At 68.2% G+C, this 20123-nt stretch carries 22 protein-coding genes; 10 read left to right on the forward strand and 12 right to left on the reverse strand.

Annotated features, from left to right (window positions below; genetic code table 11):
* The first annotated feature begins 34 nt into the window (after positions 1-34).
* The 3 genes from J2Y58_RS07165 to J2Y58_RS07175 all read left to right on the forward strand — a co-directional run bounded on the left by J2Y58_RS07165 (position 35) and on the right by J2Y58_RS07175 (position 3123).
* Positions 35-2308 carry an NADP-dependent malic enzyme gene (locus J2Y58_RS07165; RefSeq protein WP_310100760.1) on the forward strand — a complete coding sequence of 758 codons (2274 nt, stop codon included), beginning with the start codon at positions 35-37 and terminating at the stop codon, positions 2306-2308.
* A 46-nt stretch (positions 2309-2354) separates the two neighbouring features.
* Positions 2355-2627: a hypothetical protein gene (locus J2Y58_RS07170; protein WP_310100762.1), complete on the forward strand. Its 273-nt coding sequence runs from the start codon at positions 2355-2357 to the stop codon at positions 2625-2627.
* A gap of 82 nt (positions 2628-2709) precedes the next feature.
* Positions 2710-3123, forward strand: a complete 414-nt coding sequence (locus J2Y58_RS07175) for a VOC family protein (RefSeq protein ID WP_310101298.1) — start codon at positions 2710-2712, stop codon at positions 3121-3123.
* Between the two features lie 104 nt (positions 3124-3227).
* Here the strand turns inward: J2Y58_RS07175 and ruvC are convergent, their stop codons facing one another.
* The 3 genes from ruvC to J2Y58_RS07190 all read right to left on the reverse strand — a co-directional run bounded on the left by ruvC (position 3228) and on the right by J2Y58_RS07190 (position 5231).
* A complete protein-coding gene (gene ruvC / locus J2Y58_RS07180; protein ID WP_310100764.1) occupies positions 3228-3734 on the reverse strand; it encodes a crossover junction endodeoxyribonuclease RuvC in 507 nt (168 codons plus the stop codon).
* 181 nt (positions 3735-3915) lie between these two features.
* Entirely contained in the window at positions 3916-4659 is a 744-nt protein-coding gene (locus tag J2Y58_RS07185) for a YebC/PmpR family DNA-binding transcriptional regulator (protein ID WP_310100766.1), read from the reverse strand.
* Between the two features lie 29 nt (positions 4660-4688).
* Positions 4689-5231 carry a DUF1003 domain-containing protein gene (locus tag J2Y58_RS07190; protein ID WP_310100768.1) on the reverse strand — a complete coding sequence of 181 codons (543 nt, stop codon included), beginning with the start codon at positions 5229-5231 and terminating at the stop codon, positions 4689-4691.
* Positions 5232-5326: 95 nt separating this feature from the next.
* On the opposite strand from J2Y58_RS07190, the gene J2Y58_RS07195 reads away from it, so the two are divergent.
* Complete coding sequence (locus tag J2Y58_RS07195; RefSeq protein WP_310100770.1) at positions 5327-6790, forward strand: ATP-binding protein; 1464 nt, start codon at positions 5327-5329, stop codon at positions 6788-6790.
* A 12-nt stretch (positions 6791-6802) separates the two neighbouring features.
* Here the strand turns inward: J2Y58_RS07195 and J2Y58_RS07200 are convergent, their stop codons facing one another.
* The 3 genes from J2Y58_RS07200 to J2Y58_RS07210 all read right to left on the reverse strand — a co-directional run bounded on the left by J2Y58_RS07200 (position 6803) and on the right by J2Y58_RS07210 (position 8163).
* Positions 6803-7339 (reverse strand): PilZ domain-containing protein, encoded by a 537-nt coding sequence (locus J2Y58_RS07200; protein ID WP_310100772.1) that lies wholly within the window; start codon positions 7337-7339, stop codon positions 6803-6805.
* A 106-nt stretch (positions 7340-7445) separates the two neighbouring features.
* Entirely contained in the window at positions 7446-7712 is a 267-nt protein-coding gene (locus tag J2Y58_RS07205; protein ID WP_184036625.1) for a DUF2312 domain-containing protein, read from the reverse strand.
* A gap of 160 nt (positions 7713-7872) precedes the next feature.
* Entirely contained in the window at positions 7873-8163 is a 291-nt protein-coding gene (locus J2Y58_RS07210; protein WP_310100773.1) for a DUF1244 domain-containing protein, read from the reverse strand.
* Positions 8164-8229: 66 nt separating this feature from the next.
* Here J2Y58_RS07210 and pyk point away from each other — a divergent pair, with 66 nt between their 5' ends.
* Together pyk and J2Y58_RS07220 are read left to right on the forward strand one after the other, a co-directional pair.
* Positions 8230-9708 carry a pyruvate kinase gene (gene pyk / locus J2Y58_RS07215; RefSeq protein ID WP_310100774.1) on the forward strand — a complete coding sequence of 493 codons (1479 nt, stop codon included), beginning with the start codon at positions 8230-8232 and terminating at the stop codon, positions 9706-9708.
* A gap of 217 nt (positions 9709-9925) precedes the next feature.
* Positions 9926-10108 carry a hypothetical protein gene (locus J2Y58_RS07220; RefSeq protein WP_310100776.1) on the forward strand — a complete coding sequence of 61 codons (183 nt, stop codon included), beginning with the start codon at positions 9926-9928 and terminating at the stop codon, positions 10106-10108.
* 92 nt (positions 10109-10200) lie between these two features.
* Here J2Y58_RS07220 and J2Y58_RS07225 read toward each other — a convergent pair whose 3' ends face one another.
* From J2Y58_RS07225 to ykgO, 3 genes are all read right to left on the reverse strand, one after another.
* Positions 10201-10575 (reverse strand): DUF4440 domain-containing protein, encoded by a 375-nt coding sequence (locus J2Y58_RS07225; protein ID WP_310100778.1) that lies wholly within the window; start codon positions 10573-10575, stop codon positions 10201-10203.
* A gap of 64 nt (positions 10576-10639) precedes the next feature.
* Positions 10640-11251, reverse strand: coding sequence for an HAD family phosphatase (locus J2Y58_RS07230; protein WP_310100780.1), 612 nt, complete (start codon positions 11249-11251; stop codon positions 10640-10642).
* A gap of 8 nt (positions 11252-11259) precedes the next feature.
* Positions 11260-11385 carry a type B 50S ribosomal protein L36 gene (gene ykgO, locus J2Y58_RS07235; RefSeq protein ID WP_003046794.1) on the reverse strand — a complete coding sequence of 42 codons (126 nt, stop codon included), beginning with the start codon at positions 11383-11385 and terminating at the stop codon, positions 11260-11262.
* Positions 11386-11513: 128 nt separating this feature from the next.
* Between ykgO and J2Y58_RS07240 the strand changes: the two genes are divergently transcribed.
* Positions 11514-12116 (forward strand): DUF4136 domain-containing protein, encoded by a 603-nt coding sequence (locus J2Y58_RS07240; protein WP_310100783.1) that lies wholly within the window; start codon positions 11514-11516, stop codon positions 12114-12116.
* Positions 12113-13234 (forward strand): M14-type cytosolic carboxypeptidase, encoded by a 1122-nt coding sequence (locus J2Y58_RS07245; RefSeq protein WP_310100785.1) that lies wholly within the window; start codon positions 12113-12115, stop codon positions 13232-13234. The genes J2Y58_RS07240 and J2Y58_RS07245 overlap by 4 nt, the downstream gene beginning before the upstream one ends.
* Before the next feature lie 4 nt (positions 13235-13238).
* Here the strand turns inward: J2Y58_RS07245 and J2Y58_RS07250 are convergent, their stop codons facing one another.
* Positions 13239-14279: a sodium:calcium antiporter gene (locus tag J2Y58_RS07250; protein ID WP_310100787.1), complete on the reverse strand. Its 1041-nt coding sequence runs from the start codon at positions 14277-14279 to the stop codon at positions 13239-13241.
* Positions 14280-14454: 175 nt separating this feature from the next.
* On the opposite strand from J2Y58_RS07250, the gene J2Y58_RS07255 reads away from it, so the two are divergent.
* On the forward strand, positions 14455-15456 hold the full coding sequence (locus tag J2Y58_RS07255; RefSeq protein WP_310100789.1) for a beta-eliminating lyase-related protein: 1002 nt from the start codon (positions 14455-14457) through the stop codon (positions 15454-15456).
* Positions 15456-16397, forward strand: coding sequence for an EamA family transporter (locus J2Y58_RS07260; RefSeq protein WP_310100791.1), 942 nt, complete (start codon positions 15456-15458; stop codon positions 16395-16397). Before J2Y58_RS07255 ends, J2Y58_RS07260 begins: the two co-directional genes overlap by 1 nt.
* On the opposite strand, the gene J2Y58_RS07265 is transcribed toward J2Y58_RS07260, so the two are convergent.
* Entirely contained in the window at positions 16307-17128 is an 822-nt protein-coding gene (locus tag J2Y58_RS07265) for an NAD(P)-dependent oxidoreductase (RefSeq protein WP_310100793.1), read from the reverse strand. The two genes, J2Y58_RS07260 and J2Y58_RS07265, sit on opposite strands and share 91 nt — an antisense overlap.
* 144 nt (positions 17129-17272) lie before the next feature.
* Positions 17273-19882 carry a glycosyl hydrolase gene (locus J2Y58_RS07270; protein ID WP_310100795.1) on the reverse strand — a complete coding sequence of 870 codons (2610 nt, stop codon included), beginning with the start codon at positions 19880-19882 and terminating at the stop codon, positions 17273-17275.
* Positions 19883-20123 lie beyond the last annotated feature (241 nt).

Below are 20123 nucleotides of genomic sequence, written 5' to 3' on the forward strand. Positions count from 1 at the left end.
CCAACCGCCCGCGCATTCCGTAAGGGCTGTCGCCATGACCGACGATCGCACCCAGGCCGACGAGCGCAACGTCCAGTTCGAGCGTGAAGCATTATTGTTTCACTCGGAGGGGCGCCCCGGCAAGATCGAGATCGTTCCATCCAAGCCGATGGCGTCGCAGCGCGACCTGGCGCTGGCCTATTCGCCTGGCGTCGCGATCCCGGTGCAGGCGATCGCCGACGATCCGTCAACGGCTTACGACTATACCGCGAAGGGCAATCTGGTCGCGGTGATTTCCAACGGCACCGCGATCCTCGGCATGGGCAATCTCGGCGCGCTGGCGGGCAAGCCGGTGATGGAGGGCAAGGCGGTGCTGTTCAAGCGCTTCGCCGATGTCGATTCGATCGACATCGAGCTGAAGAGCGAAAACGTCGACCGGATCATCGACGCGATCGAACTGATGGAGCCGACCTTCGGCGGCATCAATCTCGAGGACATCAAGGCGCCCGAATGTTTCATCATCGAGCAGACGCTGCGCGAGCGGATGAACATCCCGGTCTTCCATGACGACCAGCACGGCACCGCGATCATCTGCGCCGCGGGCGTCATCAACGCCTGCCTGCTGACGGGGCGCCGGCTGTCGGAGATCAAGGTCGTCGTGAACGGCGCGGGCGCGGCGGCGATCGCCTGCACCGAACTCATCAAGGCGATGGGCGTGCGCCACGACAACGTGCTGATCTGCGACCGCACCGGCGTGATCTACCAGGGTCGCGACGACGTGAACCAGTGGCAGTCGGCGCACGCCGCCAACACCGATCGCCGCACGCTGACGGAGGCGCTGCGCGGCGCGGACGTGTTCCTTGGCCTGTCGGCCGCCGGCGCGCTGAAGCCGGAGATGGTGATCGACATGGCGCCCGCGCCGATCATCTTCGCGATGGCCAATCCGGAGCCGGAGATCCGCCCCGAACTCGCCAAGGCGGCGCGCCCCGACGCGATCGTCGCCACCGGCCGCTCGGATTATCCGAACCAGGTCAACAACGTGATCTGCTTCCCGTTCATCTTCCGCGGCGCGCTGGACGTGCGCGCAACCGGCATCAACGATGCGATGAAGATCGCCGCCGCCAACGCCATCGCCGAACTCGCGCGGCAACGCGTGCCCGAGGAGGTCGCGATCGCCTACGGCGTGCAGCACAGCTTCGGCCCCGACTATATCATCCCGTCGCCGTTCGACCCGCGGCTGATGGAGATCGTCCCCGCCGCAGTCGCCAAGGCGGCGATGGATTCGGGCGTCGCGACCAAGCCGATCCTCGACATGGCCGCCTATGCCGCGGCACTGCGCGCGCGGCTCAACCCGACCACCTCGGTGCTCAGCCTCGCCTATGAGGGCGCGAAGGCGAACCCGAAGCGCGTGCTGTTCGCGGAGGGCGAGGAGGAAGTGGTGCTGCGCGCCGCGATCGCCTTCAAGGAGGGCGGCTATGGCACCCCGGTCTTGGTCGGGCGCGAGGACGTCTACGACCGCTTGCGCGCGCTCGGCATCGCCAATCCGGAAGAATATGAGCTGCACAACAGCCGCGTCTCGCCGCTGGTGCCCAAGATGGTGGACTTCCTCTACGCGCGCCTGCAGCGCCGCGGCTTCCTGCGCCGCGAGGTCGAGCGGATGATCAACCAGGATCGCAACATCTTCGGCTCGATGCTGCTCCAACTCGGCGAAGCGGATGCGATGATCACCGGCGTGACGCGACCGTTCGCGCAGTCGATGCGCGAGATCAAGCGCGTGATCGACCCAGCGCCCGGCCGCACCGCCTTCGGCATCCATGTGCTGGTCGGCCAGTCGCACACCGTCTTCATCGCCGACACGACGGTCAACGAGCGTCCGAATGCGGAGGAACTGGCCGACATCGCCGAGCAGACCGCCGCGGTCGCGCGCCGGCTGGGCCAGGAACCGCGCGTCGCGTTCCTCAGCTATTCGACGTTCGGCAATCCCTCGGGCCAATGGCTCGACAATATCCGCGGCGCGGTGAAGGTGCTCGACGATCGCAAGGTCGGTTTCGAATATGAGGGCGAGATGGCGCCGGACGTCGCGCTGAACCCGCGCCAGCTGAAGAACTTCCCGTTCGCGCGCCTGTCCGGCCCGGCGAACGTGCTGGTGATGCCGGGGCTGCAATCGGCGAACATCTCCGCCAAGCTGCTGCGCGAACTGGGCGGCGACGACATGATCGGCCCGATGCTGGTCGGCATGGAAAAGCCGGTGCAGATCGCGCCGATGACTTCGACTGCGGGCGACCTGGTGACGCTGGCGGTGCTGGCGGCGGGAGGCATCGCGCGCTGAGGCGAGGGTGCGTGCGGGCGTGACCGCGATCGACGGAGGTGTTGCGATGACATGGACGAGGATCGGCTGGCGAGGGGTGATGTGGTCGACGATCGCCGCGCTACTGCTGCTCCCGGGCATCGCCATGCAAGTCACGCAAGAGGTGAACTGGGGGCCGGGCGATTTCGCGGCCGCGGCACTCCTCCTCGCCGCTTTAGGGATCACGATCGAAGCCGCCGTTCGGCTGCTGCACGATCCACGTCGTCGCACCACCGCGATCATCCTGTCGGCATTGGCGACGATGACGATCTGGGCGCAGGCCGCGGTCGGAGTTTGGTGACGGTTGCGGAGATCTCTGTGCGTCCCCGCGGCGCGAACGGCGCAAGCCTTCCGCAGTGACCGACGCCGATGCGGGATCGGGGATCACCGGCCTAAACCACATCACCCTTGCCGTTCGCGAGGTCCCGCGATCGGTCGCCTTCTACTGCGATGTGTTGGGTTGTACGCTGCGAGCGTCTTGGCCGGACGGCGCGTACCTCGAAGCCGGCGCTATGTGGCTGTGCCTGTCGCAAGACGATCGCGCACGCGCGACACGCAACGACGATTACAGCCACATAGCCTTCAGCATTCCCGAAACGGACTTTCCGAGGCTCAGCGAACGGCTTCAGGCCGAATGCATCATCTGGAAGGATCATCGCAGCGAGGGCGACTCAATTTACTTTCTCGACCCGGACGGCCACAAGCTGGAACTTCATGTCGGATCGCTGGAAAGCAGGTTGGCGCATTATCGCGCCCGTCAGCTGCCCGACTTTCATGTATACGACGTTGCGAACTGAGTTGTAGTGGCGGCACAAGACTGATCCTCGGCCGTCCGTGACCTGCCCACCACATCGCAAACGGCGGCTCGCAGCGGCGGATCTTTACCGACGGACCATAAGAATCACGCCCCCGCCCGCGCCCGCCGCATCATGCCCTGTGCACTGGCGACATGGTGCGCGTGGCAGATCGCGACCGCCAGCGCGTCCGCGGCGTCCGGCCCCGCCAGCTTCGCGCCGGGCAGCAGCACCGCCATCATCGCCTGAATCTGCCGCTTCTCCGCGCCGCCGGTGCCGACCACCGCCTTCTTGACGGTCGAGGGGTGGTATTCACCGATCGTCAGCCCCGCCCCGCTGGCCGCCAGCAGCACGACCCCGCGCGCCTGCCCGAGCTTCAGCGTCGATTGCGCGTTGGTGTTGCCGAGCACCTCCTCGACCGCAGCCTCGTCGGGGCGCTCGGCGCGCAGCACGTCGATCAGCGCGGCGTAGAGGTTGGCGAGCCGCCGCGGCAACGGCATCGACGGATCGGTGCGGATCTGCCCGTTGCCGACGTGGCTCAGCCGGTTGCCCTCGGCGCGGATCACGCCCCATCCGGTGGTGCCGAGGCCGGGATCGAGGCCGAGGATGATCATCGCGCTGTGTCGACAACAGGAAGCGTGACGGACACTGCGTTTTTCGGATTGGGAACCATCAGCAGGATTAGCCCGCTGGCAAGACCGGCGATCCCCCAACCAAGGGATCGCCGTCGCAGGTCAAGGCTCCCGCGCACCAGGCAGTAAAGTGCCGCAGCAAGCTGAAGGAAAAACCAGAGGCTCACCCCAGCTTCGCCATCACCTCGTCGGACACCTCGTAATTGCCCCAAACCGTCTGCACGTCGTCGTCGTCGTCCAGCGCGTCGATCAGCTTGAACAGCGTCGCGGCATCGGCCTCGCTCACCTCGACCATCGTCTGCGGGCGCCACGCCAGCTTCGCGCCCTCGGCCTCGCCCAGCACCGGCTCCAGCGCCTTGGCGACCTCGTGCAGCGATGCCTGCTCGGTCCAGATCTCGTGACCTTCCTCGCTGGAGGTCACGTCCTCGGCACCGGCCTCCAGCGCCGCCTCGAACACCTTCTCCGCGTCGCCCGCGCTCGCCGGATAGTTGATGAGCCCCATGCGGTCGAAGCCGTGGCTCACCGAGCCGCTCGCGCCCAGATTGCCGCCGTTCTTCGACACTGCGGTGCGCACGTTCGTCGCGGTACGGTTGCGGTTGTCGGACAGCGCCTCGATGATCAGGCTGACCCCGCCCGGGCCGAAGCCTTCGTAGCGGATTTCCTCGTAATTTTCCGTGTCGCCCTTCGACGCCTTGTCGATCGCGCGCTGGATATTGTCCTTGGGCATCGACTGCGCCTTGGCGGCGTTCACCGCGGCGCGCAGGCGCGGGTTCATGTCGGGATCGGGCATCCCCATCTTCGCCGCGACGGTGATTTCGCGGCTGAGCTTGGAGAACATGCCGGAGCGCTTCTTATCCTGCGCGCCCTTGCGGTGCATGATGTTCTTGAACTTGGAATGGCCTGCCATGGTCGCCTCTGACGGATAATCCCGTGCCTTTAGGCTCCGGGACCACCATTCGCCAAGCGGTCGATTTTCGCCTCCAGCCCCGCCAGCCGCTCGGCGACGATCAGGTCGAGCTTCTCGTGCAGCCGCAGGATCTCCAGTTCGGCGCGCAGGTTCGTCTCATAGTCCAGGCTGGCGGCCAGCCGGTCCTTCGACGCCTGCCGGTTCTGGCTCATCATGATGACCGGCGCCTGCACCGCCGCCAGCGTCGAGAGCATCAGGTTGAGGAAGATGTAGGGATACGGGTCGAACTGCATCCCGAAATGCGCGAGCACGTCGGTGTTGAGCAGCATCCAGCCGAGCAGCACCACCGTGAAGCCGATGATGAACCCCCACGATCCGCCGACCGCCGCGACCTTGTCGGCCAATCGATCGCCGAAGCTGGCGCGCAGGTCGGCCTCGTCGGCGGCGTCGCGGCTGACGGTCGTGCCGGCGTCCATGCTGTCGAGGACACGGCGTTCCTCGTCGTCCAGCGAGTGGCGCGGCTTGCCCAGCAGGCGCAGCGCGAGGTCGGCGATCGGTTGACGGTGTGCCATCCACGGCTCCTTTTCCGGACGGGCCTTAGCCGCGCACCGAACCGCCGCAAAGCGCTTGCTCAACCGGCCCCTGATCGGCCAAACGGGGCGCGATCATGACCGTCAGCGTAGACATGGGGCACGACGAGCGCGGCGCGCCCGTGACCATGGACCTCGAAGAACTGCTCGCCACCCGCTTGCTCGTGCAGGGCAATTCCGGGTCCGGCAAGTCGCACCTGTTGCGCCGGCTGCTGGAGAAGAGCGCCGGACAGGTGCAGCAGGTGGTGATCGACCCGGAAGGCGATTTCGTCACCCTTTCCGACCGCTACGGCCATGTCGTGATCGAGGGCGCGGATTATGCCGAGCGCGAGCTGGCGCGAATCGCCGCGCGCCTGCGCGAACACCGCGCCAGCGTGGTCCTGAGCCTGGAGGGGCTGGAGGCGGAGGGGCAGATGCGCTGCGCCGCCGGCTTCCTGGGCGCGCTGTTCGATGCGCCGCGCGAACATTGGTATCCTGCGCTCGTGGTCGTGGACGAAGCGCAATTGTTCGCGCCCACGACCGGCGGCGAAGTCGCCGAGGACGTTCGCCGCGCCTCGCTGTCGGCGATGACCAACCTGATGTGCCGCGGGCGCAAGCGCGGCCTGGCGGGCGTGATCGCGACGCAGCGGCTGGCGAAGCTCGCCAAGAACGTCGCGGCGGAAGCCAGCAACTTCCTGATGGGGCGTACCTTCCTCGACATCGACATGGCCCGCGCCGCCGACCTGCTCGGCATGGAGCGCCGTCAGGCCGAATCGATCCGCGACCTCGCGCGCGGCACGTTCATGGCGCTCGGCCCGGCGGTGTCCCGGCGACCGATCACGGTGAAGATCGGCACGGTCGAGACGCAGGCGCGCAGCGGCAGCCCCAAGCTGGTGCCGTTGCCGCAGGCCGATTCGGTCGACCTGCAATCACTGCTCGACGTCACGCCGGAGGCGGCACCCACGCTTCCGATGACCTTCGACCCGCGCCCGCGGCGCGTGCCGGCCGAGGAACTGCTCTCCGACATCGAAACGCCCGCCGTCCCTGCGGTGCCCGCCCCCTCGCTGCCCGATCGCAGCGAGGAAGAGGTCGAGGCGGTCTATGCCGAGGTGTTGCGCGCGATCGTGACCGACGGCGAGAGCGCCGGGCGCCCCGCGGCGGTCCTCTATCAGGATTTCCAGGTCCGCTGCCGGATGGCGGGGATCGCGAAGCCGGCACTCGACTTGCCCGCGTTCAGCCGCCGGCTGTCGTGCGCGCGCGCCGGCATCTTCGATCCGCAGGCGGAGGAATGGGCGAGCGTGCTGGCGCTGGCGGGCGGGCTGCCCGACGACATGCTCGGCGCGTTCCTGCTGGTCGCCAAGGCCGCGCGAGACGGCGCGCCGTGCCCGTCCGACGTCGCGATCGCCGAGACCTACGGCACCAGCTCGATCGGGCGGGTCAAGCGGCTGATCGGCTATATCGAGGGTCGCGACCTGTTCGTGACGCGCACCGATCTGGGCGGCCGCCGCTCGATCACGATCCCGCACCTGGGATGGACGACCGCGGCGGCCGAGGCCGCCTGATCGCGAGGGTGGTCAGGGCGTCTTGAGCGCCGCCTCGATCTGCTGCGCCGGGGCGGACAGCATCCCGTACACCGAATGCGCGGCAATGCCGGCCAGCGTCAGCCCGACCAGCACCAGCACCAGGAACTGGAACATCGACGCGAAACTGCGCGAGCGTTCCACCTGGCGCGCCATCTGCGCCTCGTGCGCCAGCCGCCGCTCAGCACGCCGGTCTTGCTCGGCGTTGCCGCTGTCGTTGCTGCGCGCCGGGCGGCTGGCGAGCCGCGGTTCATCGATCAGCGCCTTGACCGACAAACGGTCCTGCGAGCGCATCCCGAAAAAGCGCCCCTTGTTCCACTGCACGCGCCCGACGATCACGATCGTGCCGCGCCGGATCTCGACATAGCTCCCGACGGCGGGCGGAGTGTCGCACCCCGCCATCAGCCCGCGCGACGACACGTTGTGGATCACCACGTCGCACCATTGCGACTCCACCCGCATCCGCGACGGGATGAGGACGGTGATCCGCTCCTCCCGCGGTCGGAAGCCGGTTTGTAGAGCCGCCAGCACTGTCGTCGTTCCCCCGCATCCCGTTGCCGTCCGCAAACGTATACGTGGCGGGACCGAACATAGTCTTAACGCGAGCGACCGGCGGCGCGTCGTTTACCAAACCAGATCAGATCATGCCGAGCGCCTGCATGTACACTTCGAGGATCGACTGTTCCTCCTGATACTCTTCGCGCTTTTTCTTACGAATTTGCAGGATCTTGCGGATCGCCTTGGCATCGTAGCCGCGGCTCTTGGCCTCCGCCATCACATCCTTGATGTCGTCGGCGATGCCCTTCTTCTCTTCCTCCAGCCGCTCGGCCCGCTCGATCAGCAGCCGGAGCTCGTCTGCCGCTACCGAGCCGCCGCCCATGCCCTCGCCACGCTCTTCCGCCATCGTACATCCCCGAAATGATTGACGCCGCCCGCAGCGCCCGACGCGAATCGCGCGGGACGGGGACGGCGTGGTGGATACCCTGATTGGGTGCGGCGGCGCGTCTACGCCCGCGCGCGCCGATGCTCAAGGGTGTCGCGGCGTGCGCTATGCAGATGCGCGCTCAGGCGTTCTTCTTCACGCTTTCGGCCATGCGCGCCAGCTGCTCGGGCGTGGCGTCGCCCTGATGCTGCGCCTTCCACGCGGCATAGGGCATGCCGTAGACCGCCTCGCGCGCGTCGTCCTTGTCGAGCGCGCCGGCCTCGCCCACCCAGTCGGACAGGCAGTTGCGACAGAAGCCCGCGAGCCCCATCAGGTCGACGTTCTGGGCATCGGTGCGATGCCGCAGGTGCCGCACCAGCCGCCGGAACGCCGCCGCCGCTACGGCATCGTCGAGGGTGTCGAGCCGATCCATGTTGTCTCCATCATTTGATCCTGTCGCGTTACTCGCTAAGGCCATGCCGGCAAAGCAGGAAGGCGCATGACCCTGAACCCGAATCACATCGCTCCGCGCTCGCGCAAGGTCCGCGTGCTCGCGACGCTGGGCCCCGCCAGCAATACGCTGGAAATGATCACAACCCTTTTCCAGGCGGGCGCCGACGCGTTCCGCGTGAACATGAGCCACGGCGATCAGCAATCGAAGGTCGCCGTCATCCAGGCGATCCGTTCCATGGAGGAGCGGTTCAACCGCCCCACCACGATCCTGGCGGATCTTCAGGGGCCGAAGCTGCGCGTCGGCAAGTTCGACGGCGGGCGCGTGACGCTCGCGCATGGCAGCACCTTCACGCTCGACCATGATCCGACGCCCGGCGACGCCACGCGCGTTCGCCTGCCGCACAAGGAGATCTTCGCCGCGATCGAGCCGGGCGCGCGCCTGCTGCTCGACGACGGCAAGCTCGTGCTGCGCGTCACCGACCACGACGAGAGCCGCATCGTCACCACCGTCGAGGTCGGCGGCCCGCTGTCCGACAACAAGGGGCTGAACGTTCCCGACGTGGTCGTGCCGATGGCGGCGCTGACTGAAAAGGACCGCTCCGACCTTGCCTTCGCGATCGACCAGGGCGTCGACTGGATCGCATTGTCGTTCGTCCAGCGCCCCGAGGATCTGTGGGAAGCGCGCAAGTTGATCGGCGGCAAGGCCGCGCTGCTCGCCAAGATCGAGAAGCCGGCCGCGATCGAGCGGCTGGAGGAGATCGTCGAGGCATGCGACGGCGTGATGGTCGCGCGCGGCGACCTGGGCGTCGAACTGCCGCCGCAGTCGGTGCCGCCGCTCCAGAAGCGCATCGTCGAGACGGCGCGCCGCATGGGCCGCCCGGTCGTGGTCGCGACGCAGATGCTCGAATCGATGATCCAGTCGCCATCGCCGACCCGTGCGGAAGTGTCCGACGTTGCCACCGCGATCTACGACGGCGCCGACGCGATCATGCTGTCGGCGGAAAGTGCGGCGGGTGCGTGGCCGGTCGAATCGGTCGCGATGATGAACGCGATCGGCGACGCGGTGGAGCGCGACCCGATGCACGGCGACCGCATCCACTTCACGGTGATGCGCCCCGACCCGACCACCGCCGACGCGCTGGCGGAGGCGGCGAAGAACATCGCCGACACCGTCTCTGCCTCGGCGATCATCTGCTTCACCATGTCCGGGTCGACCGCACGCCGCATCGCACGTGAGCGGCCGGCGGTGCCGATCCTGGTGCTGACCCCCAGCACCGATACCGCGCGACGGCTGGGGCTGCTGTGGGGGACGCACAACGTCCACACCCGCGACGTCGAGTCGTTCGAGGAGATGGTCGCCAAGGCCAAGCGCATGGCGCTGCGCCAGGGGATCGCCAAGGCCGGCGACCGCGTGATCGTGATGGCGGGCGTCCCGTTCCGCACGCCGGGGTCGACCAACGTGCTGCATGTCGTGCAGATCGTCGGCGACGAACTGAAGGACTATCGCGCCCCCGACGCGCATTGACCGCGACGATAGCCGCCGTCCGTGCAGGCCCGTCACTTCGGTGGAAGTGGCGGGCTTTTCTGTAACCTTTGTGCGAGCGCCGGAGCGATAGAACACTTCGGCGCAATTCTTCGCCAATTGCAAACTTTCCCACCGGCGGCGGCGAAAACGTCCAATCGGTCAGGGCGCGACACGCGCATGGGTCGCGCGGGACGGGCGGGGACGACGAATGACGACGATGGCGACAGTGGCGAGCGAGGATCGGTTGCGCCTGGATCTTGCTGCGGCGCGCCGTGCGTCCACGATGGTCACCGACCCGCTCTCCACGCAGATGCTGCACAGCTACATCTCGGAGCTGGAGCGGAGATTGTATCCGATGGACGGCGGGTTTTCGATCAGGCTGTTCGGCGCCAACGGGTAAAGCAGAAGGTGCCGCCCGCGTCCGCGGACGGCCGGCGGGCTAGCCGGGGCGAGAACCTGAAGGGTCCCAACCCCGACCTCGTCTGACCGCCGCTAGGCGTCGGCGGCGCGCGCGTCCGCGGTCAGCGGCGGCGTCTGCTGATGCTGCACGACCTTCCACACCTCATGCTCCAGCCGACGATAGGTGGAGGTGCAATGCGCGACATAGCGCTCCTCGCCCTTCGTCGCCTCGATCCCGTAGGCGATGACGATCAATCCTTCCTGCGGCCGCACGATCCGTCCGTCGTTGAAGGTGACCGAGTCCCAGCGCGGGGTGTTCGATACCGCGTCCACCGCGGCCCCGCTTTCCAGCACGTACGGCGGCTGCGGCACGACCATCAGCGCCGATTCGTCGATCGACTCGCGATAATGTTCGGCATCGCCGGTCCACAGGCTTTCCTCGAACGCCCAGACGCGATCGTCTTCCATGATGCACTCCCGTTCAGGTGACGGGACGGAGAAAGCCGCGGTGCGCCCGAACGTTCCGCGCCGATCAGCGCAACAGGCCGTGCTCGACCAGCGCGGCGCGCACCGTCGCGGCGTCGCGGAACAGGTGCGCGTGGATGCCGACCGCCGCCGCGCCGGCGATGTTGGCGGCATTGTCGTCGATGAAGAACGCCTCGCCCGGCGTCAGCCCGAACCGGTCGAGCGCCAGATGGTAGATCGCCGCGTCCGGCTTCACCAGCCGCTCGTCCCCCGACACCACGATATCGCGAAAACGATCGAACACCGCCGCCTCGCGCGCACGGAAGGGTGGGAAGAATTCGTGGCTGAAGTTGGTGATCGCGAACAGCGGCACGCCCGCTGCGTCCAGTTCCTCGACGATTGCGATCATGCCGGGGATCGGCCCCGGAATCTGCTCGCCGAAACGCGGCCCCCACAACGCGATCATGTCGGCATGATCGGGGAAGCGCTCGGCCAGTTCCGCGCTGGTCTCCGCAAACGGGCGACCGGCATCGTGCTGGAAATGCCACTCGCGCGTGGCAACCTCGTTCAGGAACACGTCGAGCGCCCGTTCGTCATCGAACAGGCGCTGGTACAGAACCCGCGGGCTCCAGTCGTACAGGACGTGCCCGACGTCGAAGATCACCGACGTCGGCTGCATCGCGGTGCTCAGCCCTGACGGGCCTTGAACCGGCGATTCGTCTTGTTGATGACGTAGGTACGGCCGCGGCGGCGGATCACGCGATTATCGCGATGACGGTCCTTGAGCGACTTCAGGCTGTTGCGGATCTTCATGGCTGCGCTTCTTTGGAAACTGGGAAAGCGCGCCGCCTAAGGGCAGAGGCGCGGAAAGTCAACCGAGCGGGAGCTTGCGGCGCGGGCGCGCGTTGCTATGGCGAAACGATCGTCTTGGGGGTGTGGTCATGCGTCGCGTGGTTCTTCTGGCTTTGTCGCTTTTCCCGCTGGCGGCGTGCGCCACCGGGCCGCAGCGGTTTCCGGTCCAGGCCACCCGCTTCCACTATGATGCGGTGGCGCAGCGCGGAACGATCGCGGTCGAGCCGCTGCCCGGCCCCAGCTCCGCCAGCCTGGAATATAAGACGTACGCCGCCGCGGTCGAGGCCGAGCTGCTGCGCAACGGCTTCACCAGCCCGGCGCCCGGGGCGCGGCCGGACTATATCGCGACGGTGGGCTTCACCCGCGCCGAACGCGGGCTGCCGCCGCGCCGCTCGCCGATCCAGATCGGGATCGGCGGCGGGGGCTATTCGGGCGGATGGCGCGGCGGCACCGGTCTGGGCGGCGGGGTCAGCTTCCCGGTCGGCGGCGACGGCGGCGGGCGGCTCGGGCTGGTGACCGAACTGGCGGTGCGCATCCGCCACGGCGGCGATGCGATCTGGGAGGGGCAGGCGCAGTCGCTGACCGATACCAGCGCGCCCGACGCCGACGCCGCCTCCGTCGCGCGGCGGCTGGCGGGCGCCTTGTTCAAGGACTTCCCCGGGGATTCGGGACGGACGGTCGAGGTAAAATGACGCTTGAGCTCAACGCCGCCTTCGACGGCGGCAACATCCGTGTGGTCGCGATCGAGGGGTCGGGCGACGACTGGACCTGCGACCTGGAGATCGTGCGCGATCACCAGTCGGATTTCTTCCAGTGGTTCTATTTCCGCGCTGCCGGCCTCCGCGGCAAGCGTGTCACGTTCCGCATCCTGAACGCCGGCCAATCGGCCTATCCGTTCGGCTGGCCCGGCTATCGCACGCGCGTCTCGACCGATCTCGACCAATGGCGGATGATCGACACCCGTTTCGACGGCGGCGTACTCGCTTTCGACTGGACGGGTCAGGGCGATCTGGCGTGGTTCGCCTATTTCGCGCCATATACCATGGAGATGCACGCGCGGCTGGTGGCGCGGATCGCCGCGCGGCCGGGCGTCACGCACCGCCAGCTCGGCACCACGCTCGACGGTCAGGCGATCGACTATCTCCGGGTCGGGCGCGGGCCGCGGCAGGTGTGGCTCTATGCGCGCCAGCATCCCGGCGAATCGATGGCCGAATGGTGGATGGAGGGCGCGCTCGAGTGGCTGACCAGCCCCGCCGCCATCCCGCTCCTTCGTGACGCCACCGTCCATGTCGTCCCCAACATGAACCCGGACGGCACGCGCCGCGGCCATCTGCGCACCAATGCCGCGGGCGTGAACCTGAACCGCGAATGGCACGCTCCCTCCGCGGAGCGCAGCCCGGAGGTGCTGTGCGTCCTGCGCGAGATGGATGCGACCGGGGTCACCTTTGCGATCGACGTCCACGGCGACGAGGCGATCGCCGCCAATTTCATCGCCGGCTTCGAAGGCATTCCGTCCTGGAACGAGGCGCGCGGTGCGGCTTTCACCGAATTCGGACGCCGGCTCGCCGCGCACACCCCGGATTTCCAGACCGCCCTCGGCTATGACAAGGCCGCGCCCGGCACCGCCAACCTGTCGATGTCGACCAACCAGCTCGCGGAACGGTTCGGCGCGGTGTCGGTGACCCTGGAGATGCCCTTCAAGGACCACGACGCCCATCCCGATCCCGAATTCGGATGGAGCGGCGAGCGGTCCAAGGCGCTGGGTGTCGCCTGCCTGGAGGTGCTCGCGGAGCTGCTGCCGACGATCTGACCGGTCACACCATGGCGAGCGCGGCGGTGCCCATCGCGAACAGCACGATCACCGCCGCGGAATCGACGCCCATCTTCCAGATCGTCCGGTCGCGGTGTTCGAGCAGGCCGACCATGAACACCCCGATCAACCCCGCGCCGAGCAGCGCCGAGATCGTCTCGAACCGTCCCAGCGTGTCGATCATCGGCCCGCCGCGGTAGATGGCGTCGCCGAGCGGGAAGAGCGCCAGGTTGACGAAATTGGTCCCCAGCACCTGCCCGAACGCCATCTCCGGCCGCCCCAGCTTCAGCGCCGCGACGATCGTCACCAGTTCGGGCAGCGAGGTGGCGGTGCCGATCAGCCCGAAGCCGACGATCGCGCTGGTCAGCCCCAGCTGCTGCGACAGCGCGTCGCCGACCGCCGACAACGCGTACCCCGCCACCAGGATCAGCACGCCGTCGATCGCCACCCGCACCCACAAGCCGGGCAGTCCGACGTCCGGGACCGCATCCTCCGGCTCCGCGCCATCGTCCTCGTCGCCCTCCACCGACCAGGGCGAGCGACGGTCGTGCCCGGTCGCCAGCCAGAAGGAGAAGACCGCCGCTGCGCCGATCGCCAGGCTGCCCGCACCGATGCCGATGCCGGGGATCAGCACGTCGCCCAGCGTCACCACGACCGCGATCAGGATCAGCACCATCATGCACAGGGCTGCCATCATCATCGTCGACGGCTTCGCGACGATCGAGGTCACCGCCGCGCGCCCGACGAACCCGTCGACCACCGCCAGCAGCAGCACGTTGATCGCCGCCGAACCGAGCAGGTTGTTGACCGCCAGCGCGGGGCGGCCGAGCTGCGCGGCGGTGACGGTGTTGGCGACCTCGGGCAGCGAGGTGATCCCGCCGAGCAGCAGCATCCCGACGAACGCCTGTTCCAGCCCGGTACGCGTCGCAATCGCATCCAGGTGCCGTGTCAGCCGCAACCCGGAGAACCAGATGACGCCCGCCGCCGCCAGGAAGATCAGGACGTTGATCCAGAGCGGATAGCCGGCGGCGTCGGACAAAGGCATGGACCGCCAATCGCCGCCGCGGCGCGCGGTTCCGGTAATTGCTCCAGATCACAATATCATAGCCGCAACCGATCGATCGATTGCGCCGTTCGGCGGCGCAGTGGCAGGCAGGCCGGCCGGTAGAGACCGACACGCCATATTGACCCGCCCCGCCCTCTGCCCGAAGGCGCCGGCCATGCGCTTCTTTTCCGACAACGCCGCCCCCGTCCATCCCGCCGTGCTGCGCGCGATCGCCGCGGCGGACGCGCTCGACACCGCCTATGACGGCGATCGCTGGTCCAAGGCGCTCGACGAGCGCTTCTCGAGCCTGTTCGAAACCCCGGTGCGTGCGATGTGGGTGCCCAGCGGCACCGCGGCCAATTGCCTCGCCCTCGCCGCGCTCTGCCCGCCGCACGGATCGGTGGTGTGCCATCGCGAGGCGCATATCCAGAACGACGAATGCGGCGCGCCCGAATTCTATACCCACGGCGCCAAGCTGCTGCTCGCCGAGGGCGACGGCGCGAAGCTGACCCCGGCCACCGCCGCCGCCGTGCTCGACCGCCAGCGCTACGACGTCCACCAGCAGCGCCCGCACGCGCTGTCGATCACCAACGCCACCGAATACGGCCGCGTCTATACCCCCGCCGAAGTCGCGGCGCTCGGGGCGCTGGCGAAGGAACGCACGCTCGGCTTCCACATCGACGGCGCACGCTTCGCCAATGCGGTGGTCGCGACCGGCGCATCGCCCGCCGACCTGACGTGGCGCGGCGGCGCAGATGTGCTCAGCTTCGGCTTCGTCAAGAACGGCGGCATGAATGCCGAGGCACTGGTCTTCTTCGACCACGATCTTCACGACGCCACGCTCTATCGCCGCAAGCGCGCCGGGCATCTGCTGTCGAAGGGTCGCTATCTGGCCGCGCAGCTGCTGGCGATGCTCGACGACGACGTGTGGCTCGACTGCGCACGCGGCGCCAACGCCGGCGCGGCGCTGCTGGCACAGGCGGCGGGGGATCGGCTGCTACACCCGGTCGAGGCCAACGAGGTGTTCCTGCGCGTCACCGCCGCGGAGGCCGCGTCCCTGCGCGCCGCCGGGTTCGACTTCTACGATTGGGGCGCGGGCGAGGCGCGGCTGGTGGTCAGCTGGAACCAGCGCGCGGAGGACATCCGGCCGCTCGCCGACGCGATCGCCGCGCTCTGATGGCGCCCGCCGATCCGCCCAACAGCACGCGCGCCGGCGTGCTGATCCCGTTCGCGCTGGTGGTGCTGATCTGGGGCTCGACGTGGATCGTCATCCGCGATCAGCTGCACGGCGGCGCGGTCGCGGTGCCCGCCAGCTGGTCGGTCAGCTACCGCTTCCTCGTCGCCGGCCTCACGCTGGCCGCGGTCGCCGCGTGGCAGCGCGTGCCCGGCACCCGTGCGCTGTTCGCGCAGGCCGCCTTCTGGCGGTTCGCCGCGATTCTCGGCGTCGCGCAGTTCGTGCTGAACTTCAACTTCGTCTATCGCGCGGAAGAGCATATCACCTCCGGGCTGGTCGCGGTCATCTTCGCACTGCTGCTCGTTCCCAACGCGCTGTTCGCGCGCATCTTCCTGGGGCAGAAACTCGGTCGCCAGTTGCTGGTCGGCTCGGGCATAGCGATGAGCGGGGTCGCGCTGCTGTTCATCAAGGAAGCGCGCGGCGACCCCGGCGGGCCGACCGAATCGCTGATCGGCATCGCGCTCACGCTGTGCGCGATCCTGTCCGCGTCGACCGCCAACGTCATGCAGGCGACCAGAACCGCCGCGCGCTTTCCCATGACGCCGACGCTCGCCACCGCGATGCTGATCGGCGCCGGCGTCGACGCCGCCTGGGCCTGGGCGACGACCGGCGCGCCGGTGTTCGACGCGCGCCCCGGCTATGTCGCGGGCGTGCTGTACCTGGGCATCATCGCCTCCGCGCTCGCCTTCACGCTCTATTTCCGGATCATTCGCACGATCGGCCCCGCAAAGGCCGCCTATAACGGCGTGATCGTGCCCGTCATCGCGATGCTGCTGTCGACGGTGTTCGAGGGCTATCGCTGGACCCCGCTCGCGGTCGCGGGTGCGGTGCTCGCCGCGATCGGGCTGGTGGTGGCGTTGAGGGCGCGCAGGCCGGCGCGGTAATCGGGGAAGCGCAGCCGCCAGCCCAGCACGCGTTTTGCCTTGCCGTTCGCGACCCGCCGGTTCTCGGCATGGAAGCCGCGCGCGGCGGGCGACAGCGCCTCCAGTGGGACGATGTCGGGCGGCGGCAGCCCCAGCAGCCGCGCGGCATATTCGACGACATCGTCCTGCGGCGCCGGAGCGTCGTCGGCCAGGTTATACGCCCCCGCGGGTGCGGCGAAGCCCGCCACCACCCCGCTCGCCAGATCGGCGACGTGCACGCGGCTGAACACCTGCCCGGCGATGCCGGTACGATGCGCCTGCCCGCCCGCCACCCGCTCCAGCGGCGAGCGCGCCGGCCCGTAGATGCCGGGCAGGCGGAAGACGCGCGCCCCTGCCGCCAGCCACTCGGCATCCGCGGCGTTGCGCGGCCCGCGCCGCCCGCGATCGGCGGGCGCGCGTTCGTCCACCCATGCCCCCGCTGTATCGCCGTAGACGCCGGTCGACGAAAGATAGCCCAGCCACTTTCCCGCCAGCACGTCTCGGTACCGCAGCAGGACGGGATCGCCGGCATCGTCGGGCGGCGCCGACGACAGCACGTGCGTGCTCGCGGCCACCCCCGTGCGTACCGCCGCTTCGTCGTCGAAGCGGATCGTCCCATCGCGCCCGTCACGCGTGGTGGCGAGGAGCGGCGCCCCCGCCGCCTGCGCCACCGCACGCGCCGCATAGCCGAGACCAAAGACGAACAACCGCACCGGCGCTCCTTTATCCGATAGACCCGCACCCCAACGCACGACAGGGCCGGCCGTTCGCTTCGCCGGTTCCGCGGCACGGGGGCTGACGCAAAAAGGGGCGATGCCGCGGCACCGCCCCCTCCTCGCCGACCAGCTGGGTGCGGATCAGACGAAGCCGAAGCTGCCGCCGGTGAACGCCAGATGGTCGGCGGTGACGCCCGCGACCAGGATCGTGTCGCCGCCGCCCAGCTCGATCAGCGCGCCGCCATGGACGTTGCTGACGGTCGGGGCCGCGCCGAAGTGCCAGGCGCCGAGGTCGATCGTGTCGCCGCGCGCGAAGTCGGCGATCACGTCCTTGCCCGAGCCTTGTGCGAACACGAAGCGGTCCGCGCCGCCGCCGCCGTACAGCGTGTCGTTCCCCGCGCCGCCGGTGACGACGTTGTTGAGCGCATTGCCGCGGATCACATTGTCCAGCGCATTGCCGGTGGCGGCGATCGCCGCGCCGGTCAGCGTCAGGTTCTCGATATTGTTGCCAAGCGTCCAGTCGATCGACGACAGCACCGTGTCGATGCCGCCCTGCCCGTTGGTGTACCATTCGGTCACCTTGTCGCCGGCATTGTCGACCACGTAAGTATCGTTGCCGATGCCGCCGTCCAGCGTGTCGGCGCCGGTGCCGCCGTCGAGGTAATCATTGCCCTCGGCGCCCTCCAGCCGGTCGTCGCCCGCGCCGCCGTACAATTTGTCGTCGCCGCCCCAGCCCTTGATCCAGTCGTTGCCCGCCAACCCGGACAGCGTGTCGCCGAAGTTGGTGCCGTACAGGTTGTTGTCGAGCGCATTGCCGGTGCCGACCCGCGCATTGCCGCTCAGGTACAGCGCCTCGACGTTCGCGGCGAGCGTGTAGTCGACCGCGCTATAGACGGTGTCGAACCCGCCCGCCGCGCCGGCCGCCTCGACGATCGCGTCGCGTGCGTCGTCGACGATATAGGTGTCGTCGCCGCCGTCGCCCTGCATCGTGTCGACGCCCTGCCCGCCGTCGAGCCGGTCGTTGCCAGCCCCGCCGTACAGCCAGTCGTTGCCCGCGCCGCCGTACAGCTGGTCGTTGCCGGCATTGCCGCGCACCCAGTCGTCGCCGCCCATGCCGTACAGCGTATCGTCGCCGGCGGTGCCGTTCAGCCCGTTGTTCAGGTTGTTGCCGGTGCCCACGCGCGCGTCGCCGGTCAGGTACAGATGTTCGACATTGGCGGTCAGCGTATAGTCGATCGAGGCGTAGACGCTGTCGACGCCGCCCTGCCCGTCGCTATTGAACTCGCGCACCACGTCGCCGGCGTCGTCGACGACATAGGTGTCGTTGCCGATGCCGCCCTCCATCACGTCCGCGCCGGCGCCACCGTCGAGATAGTCGCTGCCTTCATGCCCCGCCAGCGTGTCGCGGCCGTTGCCGCCGAACAGCGCGTCGTCGCCGCCATAGCCCTTCAGCACGTCGTCGCCGTCCAGCCCGCTCAGCACGTCGCCGGCGTTGGTGCCGTTCAGCGCGTTGTTCAGCGCGTTGCCGGTGCCCTTGGTCGCGCCGGTGACGAGGAACAGGTTCTCCACATTGTCGCTCAGCGTGTGATCGACCTTGGCATAGACGGTGTCGACGCCTTCGCCCGCGCGCTCGACCACCTTGTCGCCGCGATCGTCGACGACATAGGTGTCGTTGCCGGTGCCGCCGACCAGCGTGTCGGCACCGGTGCCGCCGTCCAGCCGGTCGTCGCCCGCGCCGCCGTACAGCTTGTCGTTGCCGGCCGCGCCGTACAGGTCGTTGTTCTGTGCGTTGCCGGTGATGACGTTGTCGCGCGCGTTGCCCGACCCGCGGATCGCCGCGCCCGTCAGCGTCAGCGCCACGTCGGTCGCGCCCAGCGCCCGGTCGGTCGCGGAGGTGATCGTCGCCGACGCATCGGGCACCGACACCTTGTCCAGCATCGCCAGATAGGCAGCGGCGGCGTTCTTATACTGCCCGCTGCTCAGGTCGCCCTTGAACGCCGCGTTCGACTCCCAGTAATTCTGGTAGACCATGTCGTGATCGGCCATCCACTGCATGGCCAGCTTCACGAACTGCGGATTGTCGCTGTTCAGGCCCCATTCGCCGATGGCGGTTTCCTTGCCGTGCGCCGCGGCGAAGTCCTGCTGCCATTGCAGGCCGTACGGCTGCTTGACCATCCAATCGAACGCGCGGGCGCCGTCCTTGTCATGCCACGCGGTATTGTAATACATGTCGACGCCGATCACGTCGACATACTTGTCGCCCGGATAGGCGGTCTCCGGGTTCATGTCCCAGGTGTCCATCGCCGGGCACCATTCGAAAACGAACTTGTCCGACACGGTGCGCGCGACATCCACGAACTTGCGGAACGCCGCGATATAGTTTTCGGCGTCGCCGACGGCGGACGACGAATTCCAGTTCTTGCCGTTGAATTCCCAGCCCAGCCGCACGTAGATCTGGCTGTCGCCTTCGGACGACGCCGCCAGCTGCTTGGCCATTTCCAGGAACTTCGCGTCATACTTGCCCGAACCCGCGTCGCGCAGCGTCGCGCCGTACGGCACCAGCGGGATCGACCACATGATCGACACGTCCTGCTGCGCGAACATATCCGCCTGCCACTTCACCGACGACAGCCAGTCACCCCAGCCCGCGGTACCGCCATGCAGCTGGATCGCGTCGATCCGGCCACCGGCCCATGCTTGATCACCCAAGTAATCGGCAACGCTGAAAGCGTTGTAGATCGACGTCAACATGCGATTTACTTCCCACCCATGCCTGATATTCCCCCGAATATCAGGACACGCCCCAGCAACGCCTTTATAGATACGGTTGGTGACGTGTTAACCATGTTGCCAACGCTTGGGCGCTGCCATGCGTCCGCTCGGCGCGGCGATGGAGAACCGGCGACCGGCACGCCCCGGGGTTGCGTGCGGCGGAACCGCCCGTCTAGAAGCCGTTAGCAGCGCCGCCGCAGCGTGCGCGACGGCAGCAAGG

It is taken from the genome of Sphingomonas sp. BE138 (genome assembly GCF_031456125.1).
In the GTDB taxonomy this organism is placed as follows: Bacteria; Pseudomonadota; Alphaproteobacteria; order Sphingomonadales; family Sphingomonadaceae; genus Sphingomonas.

Coding starts and splice junctions, on each gene's coding strand:
- J2Y58_RS07165 (WP_310100760.1), top strand. CDS start 35: ATGACCGACGATCGCACCCAGGCCGACGAGCGCAACGTCCAGTTCGAG.
- J2Y58_RS07170 (WP_310100762.1), top strand. CDS start 2,355: ATGACATGGACGAGGATCGGCTGGCGAGGGGTGATGTGGTCGACGATC.
- ruvC (WP_310100764.1), bottom strand. CDS start 3,734: ATGATCATCCTCGGCCTCGATCCCGGCCTCGGCACCACCGGATGGGGC.
- J2Y58_RS07185 (WP_310100766.1), bottom strand. CDS start 4,659: ATGGCAGGCCATTCCAAGTTCAAGAACATCATGCACCGCAAGGGCGCG.
- J2Y58_RS07190 (WP_310100768.1), bottom strand. CDS start 5,231: ATGGCACACCGTCAACCGATCGCCGACCTCGCGCTGCGCCTGCTGGGC.
- J2Y58_RS07195 (WP_310100770.1), top strand. CDS start 5,327: ATGACCGTCAGCGTAGACATGGGGCACGACGAGCGCGGCGCGCCCGTG.
- J2Y58_RS07205 (WP_184036625.1), bottom strand. CDS start 7,712: ATGGCGGAAGAGCGTGGCGAGGGCATGGGCGGCGGCTCGGTAGCGGCA.
- J2Y58_RS07210 (WP_310100773.1), bottom strand. CDS start 8,163: ATGGATCGGCTCGACACCCTCGACGATGCCGTAGCGGCGGCGGCGTTC.
- pyk (WP_310100774.1), top strand. CDS start 8,230: ATGACCCTGAACCCGAATCACATCGCTCCGCGCTCGCGCAAGGTCCGC.
- J2Y58_RS07220 (WP_310100776.1), top strand. CDS start 9,926: ATGGCGACAGTGGCGAGCGAGGATCGGTTGCGCCTGGATCTTGCTGCG.
- J2Y58_RS07225 (WP_310100778.1), bottom strand. CDS start 10,575: ATGGAAGACGATCGCGTCTGGGCGTTCGAGGAAAGCCTGTGGACCGGC.
- J2Y58_RS07230 (WP_310100780.1), bottom strand. CDS start 11,251: ATGCAGCCGACGTCGGTGATCTTCGACGTCGGGCACGTCCTGTACGAC.
- ykgO (WP_003046794.1), bottom strand. CDS start 11,385: ATGAAGATCCGCAACAGCCTGAAGTCGCTCAAGGACCGTCATCGCGAT.
- J2Y58_RS07240 (WP_310100783.1), top strand. CDS start 11,514: ATGCGTCGCGTGGTTCTTCTGGCTTTGTCGCTTTTCCCGCTGGCGGCG.
- J2Y58_RS07245 (WP_310100785.1), top strand. CDS start 12,113: ATGACGCTTGAGCTCAACGCCGCCTTCGACGGCGGCAACATCCGTGTG.
- J2Y58_RS07250 (WP_310100787.1), bottom strand. CDS start 14,279: ATGCCTTTGTCCGACGCCGCCGGCTATCCGCTCTGGATCAACGTCCTG.
- J2Y58_RS07255 (WP_310100789.1), top strand. CDS start 14,455: ATGCGCTTCTTTTCCGACAACGCCGCCCCCGTCCATCCCGCCGTGCTG.
- J2Y58_RS07260 (WP_310100791.1), top strand. CDS start 15,456: ATGGCGCCCGCCGATCCGCCCAACAGCACGCGCGCCGGCGTGCTGATC.
- J2Y58_RS07270 (WP_310100795.1), bottom strand. CDS start 19,882: ATGTTGACGTCGATCTACAACGCTTTCAGCGTTGCCGATTACTTGGGT.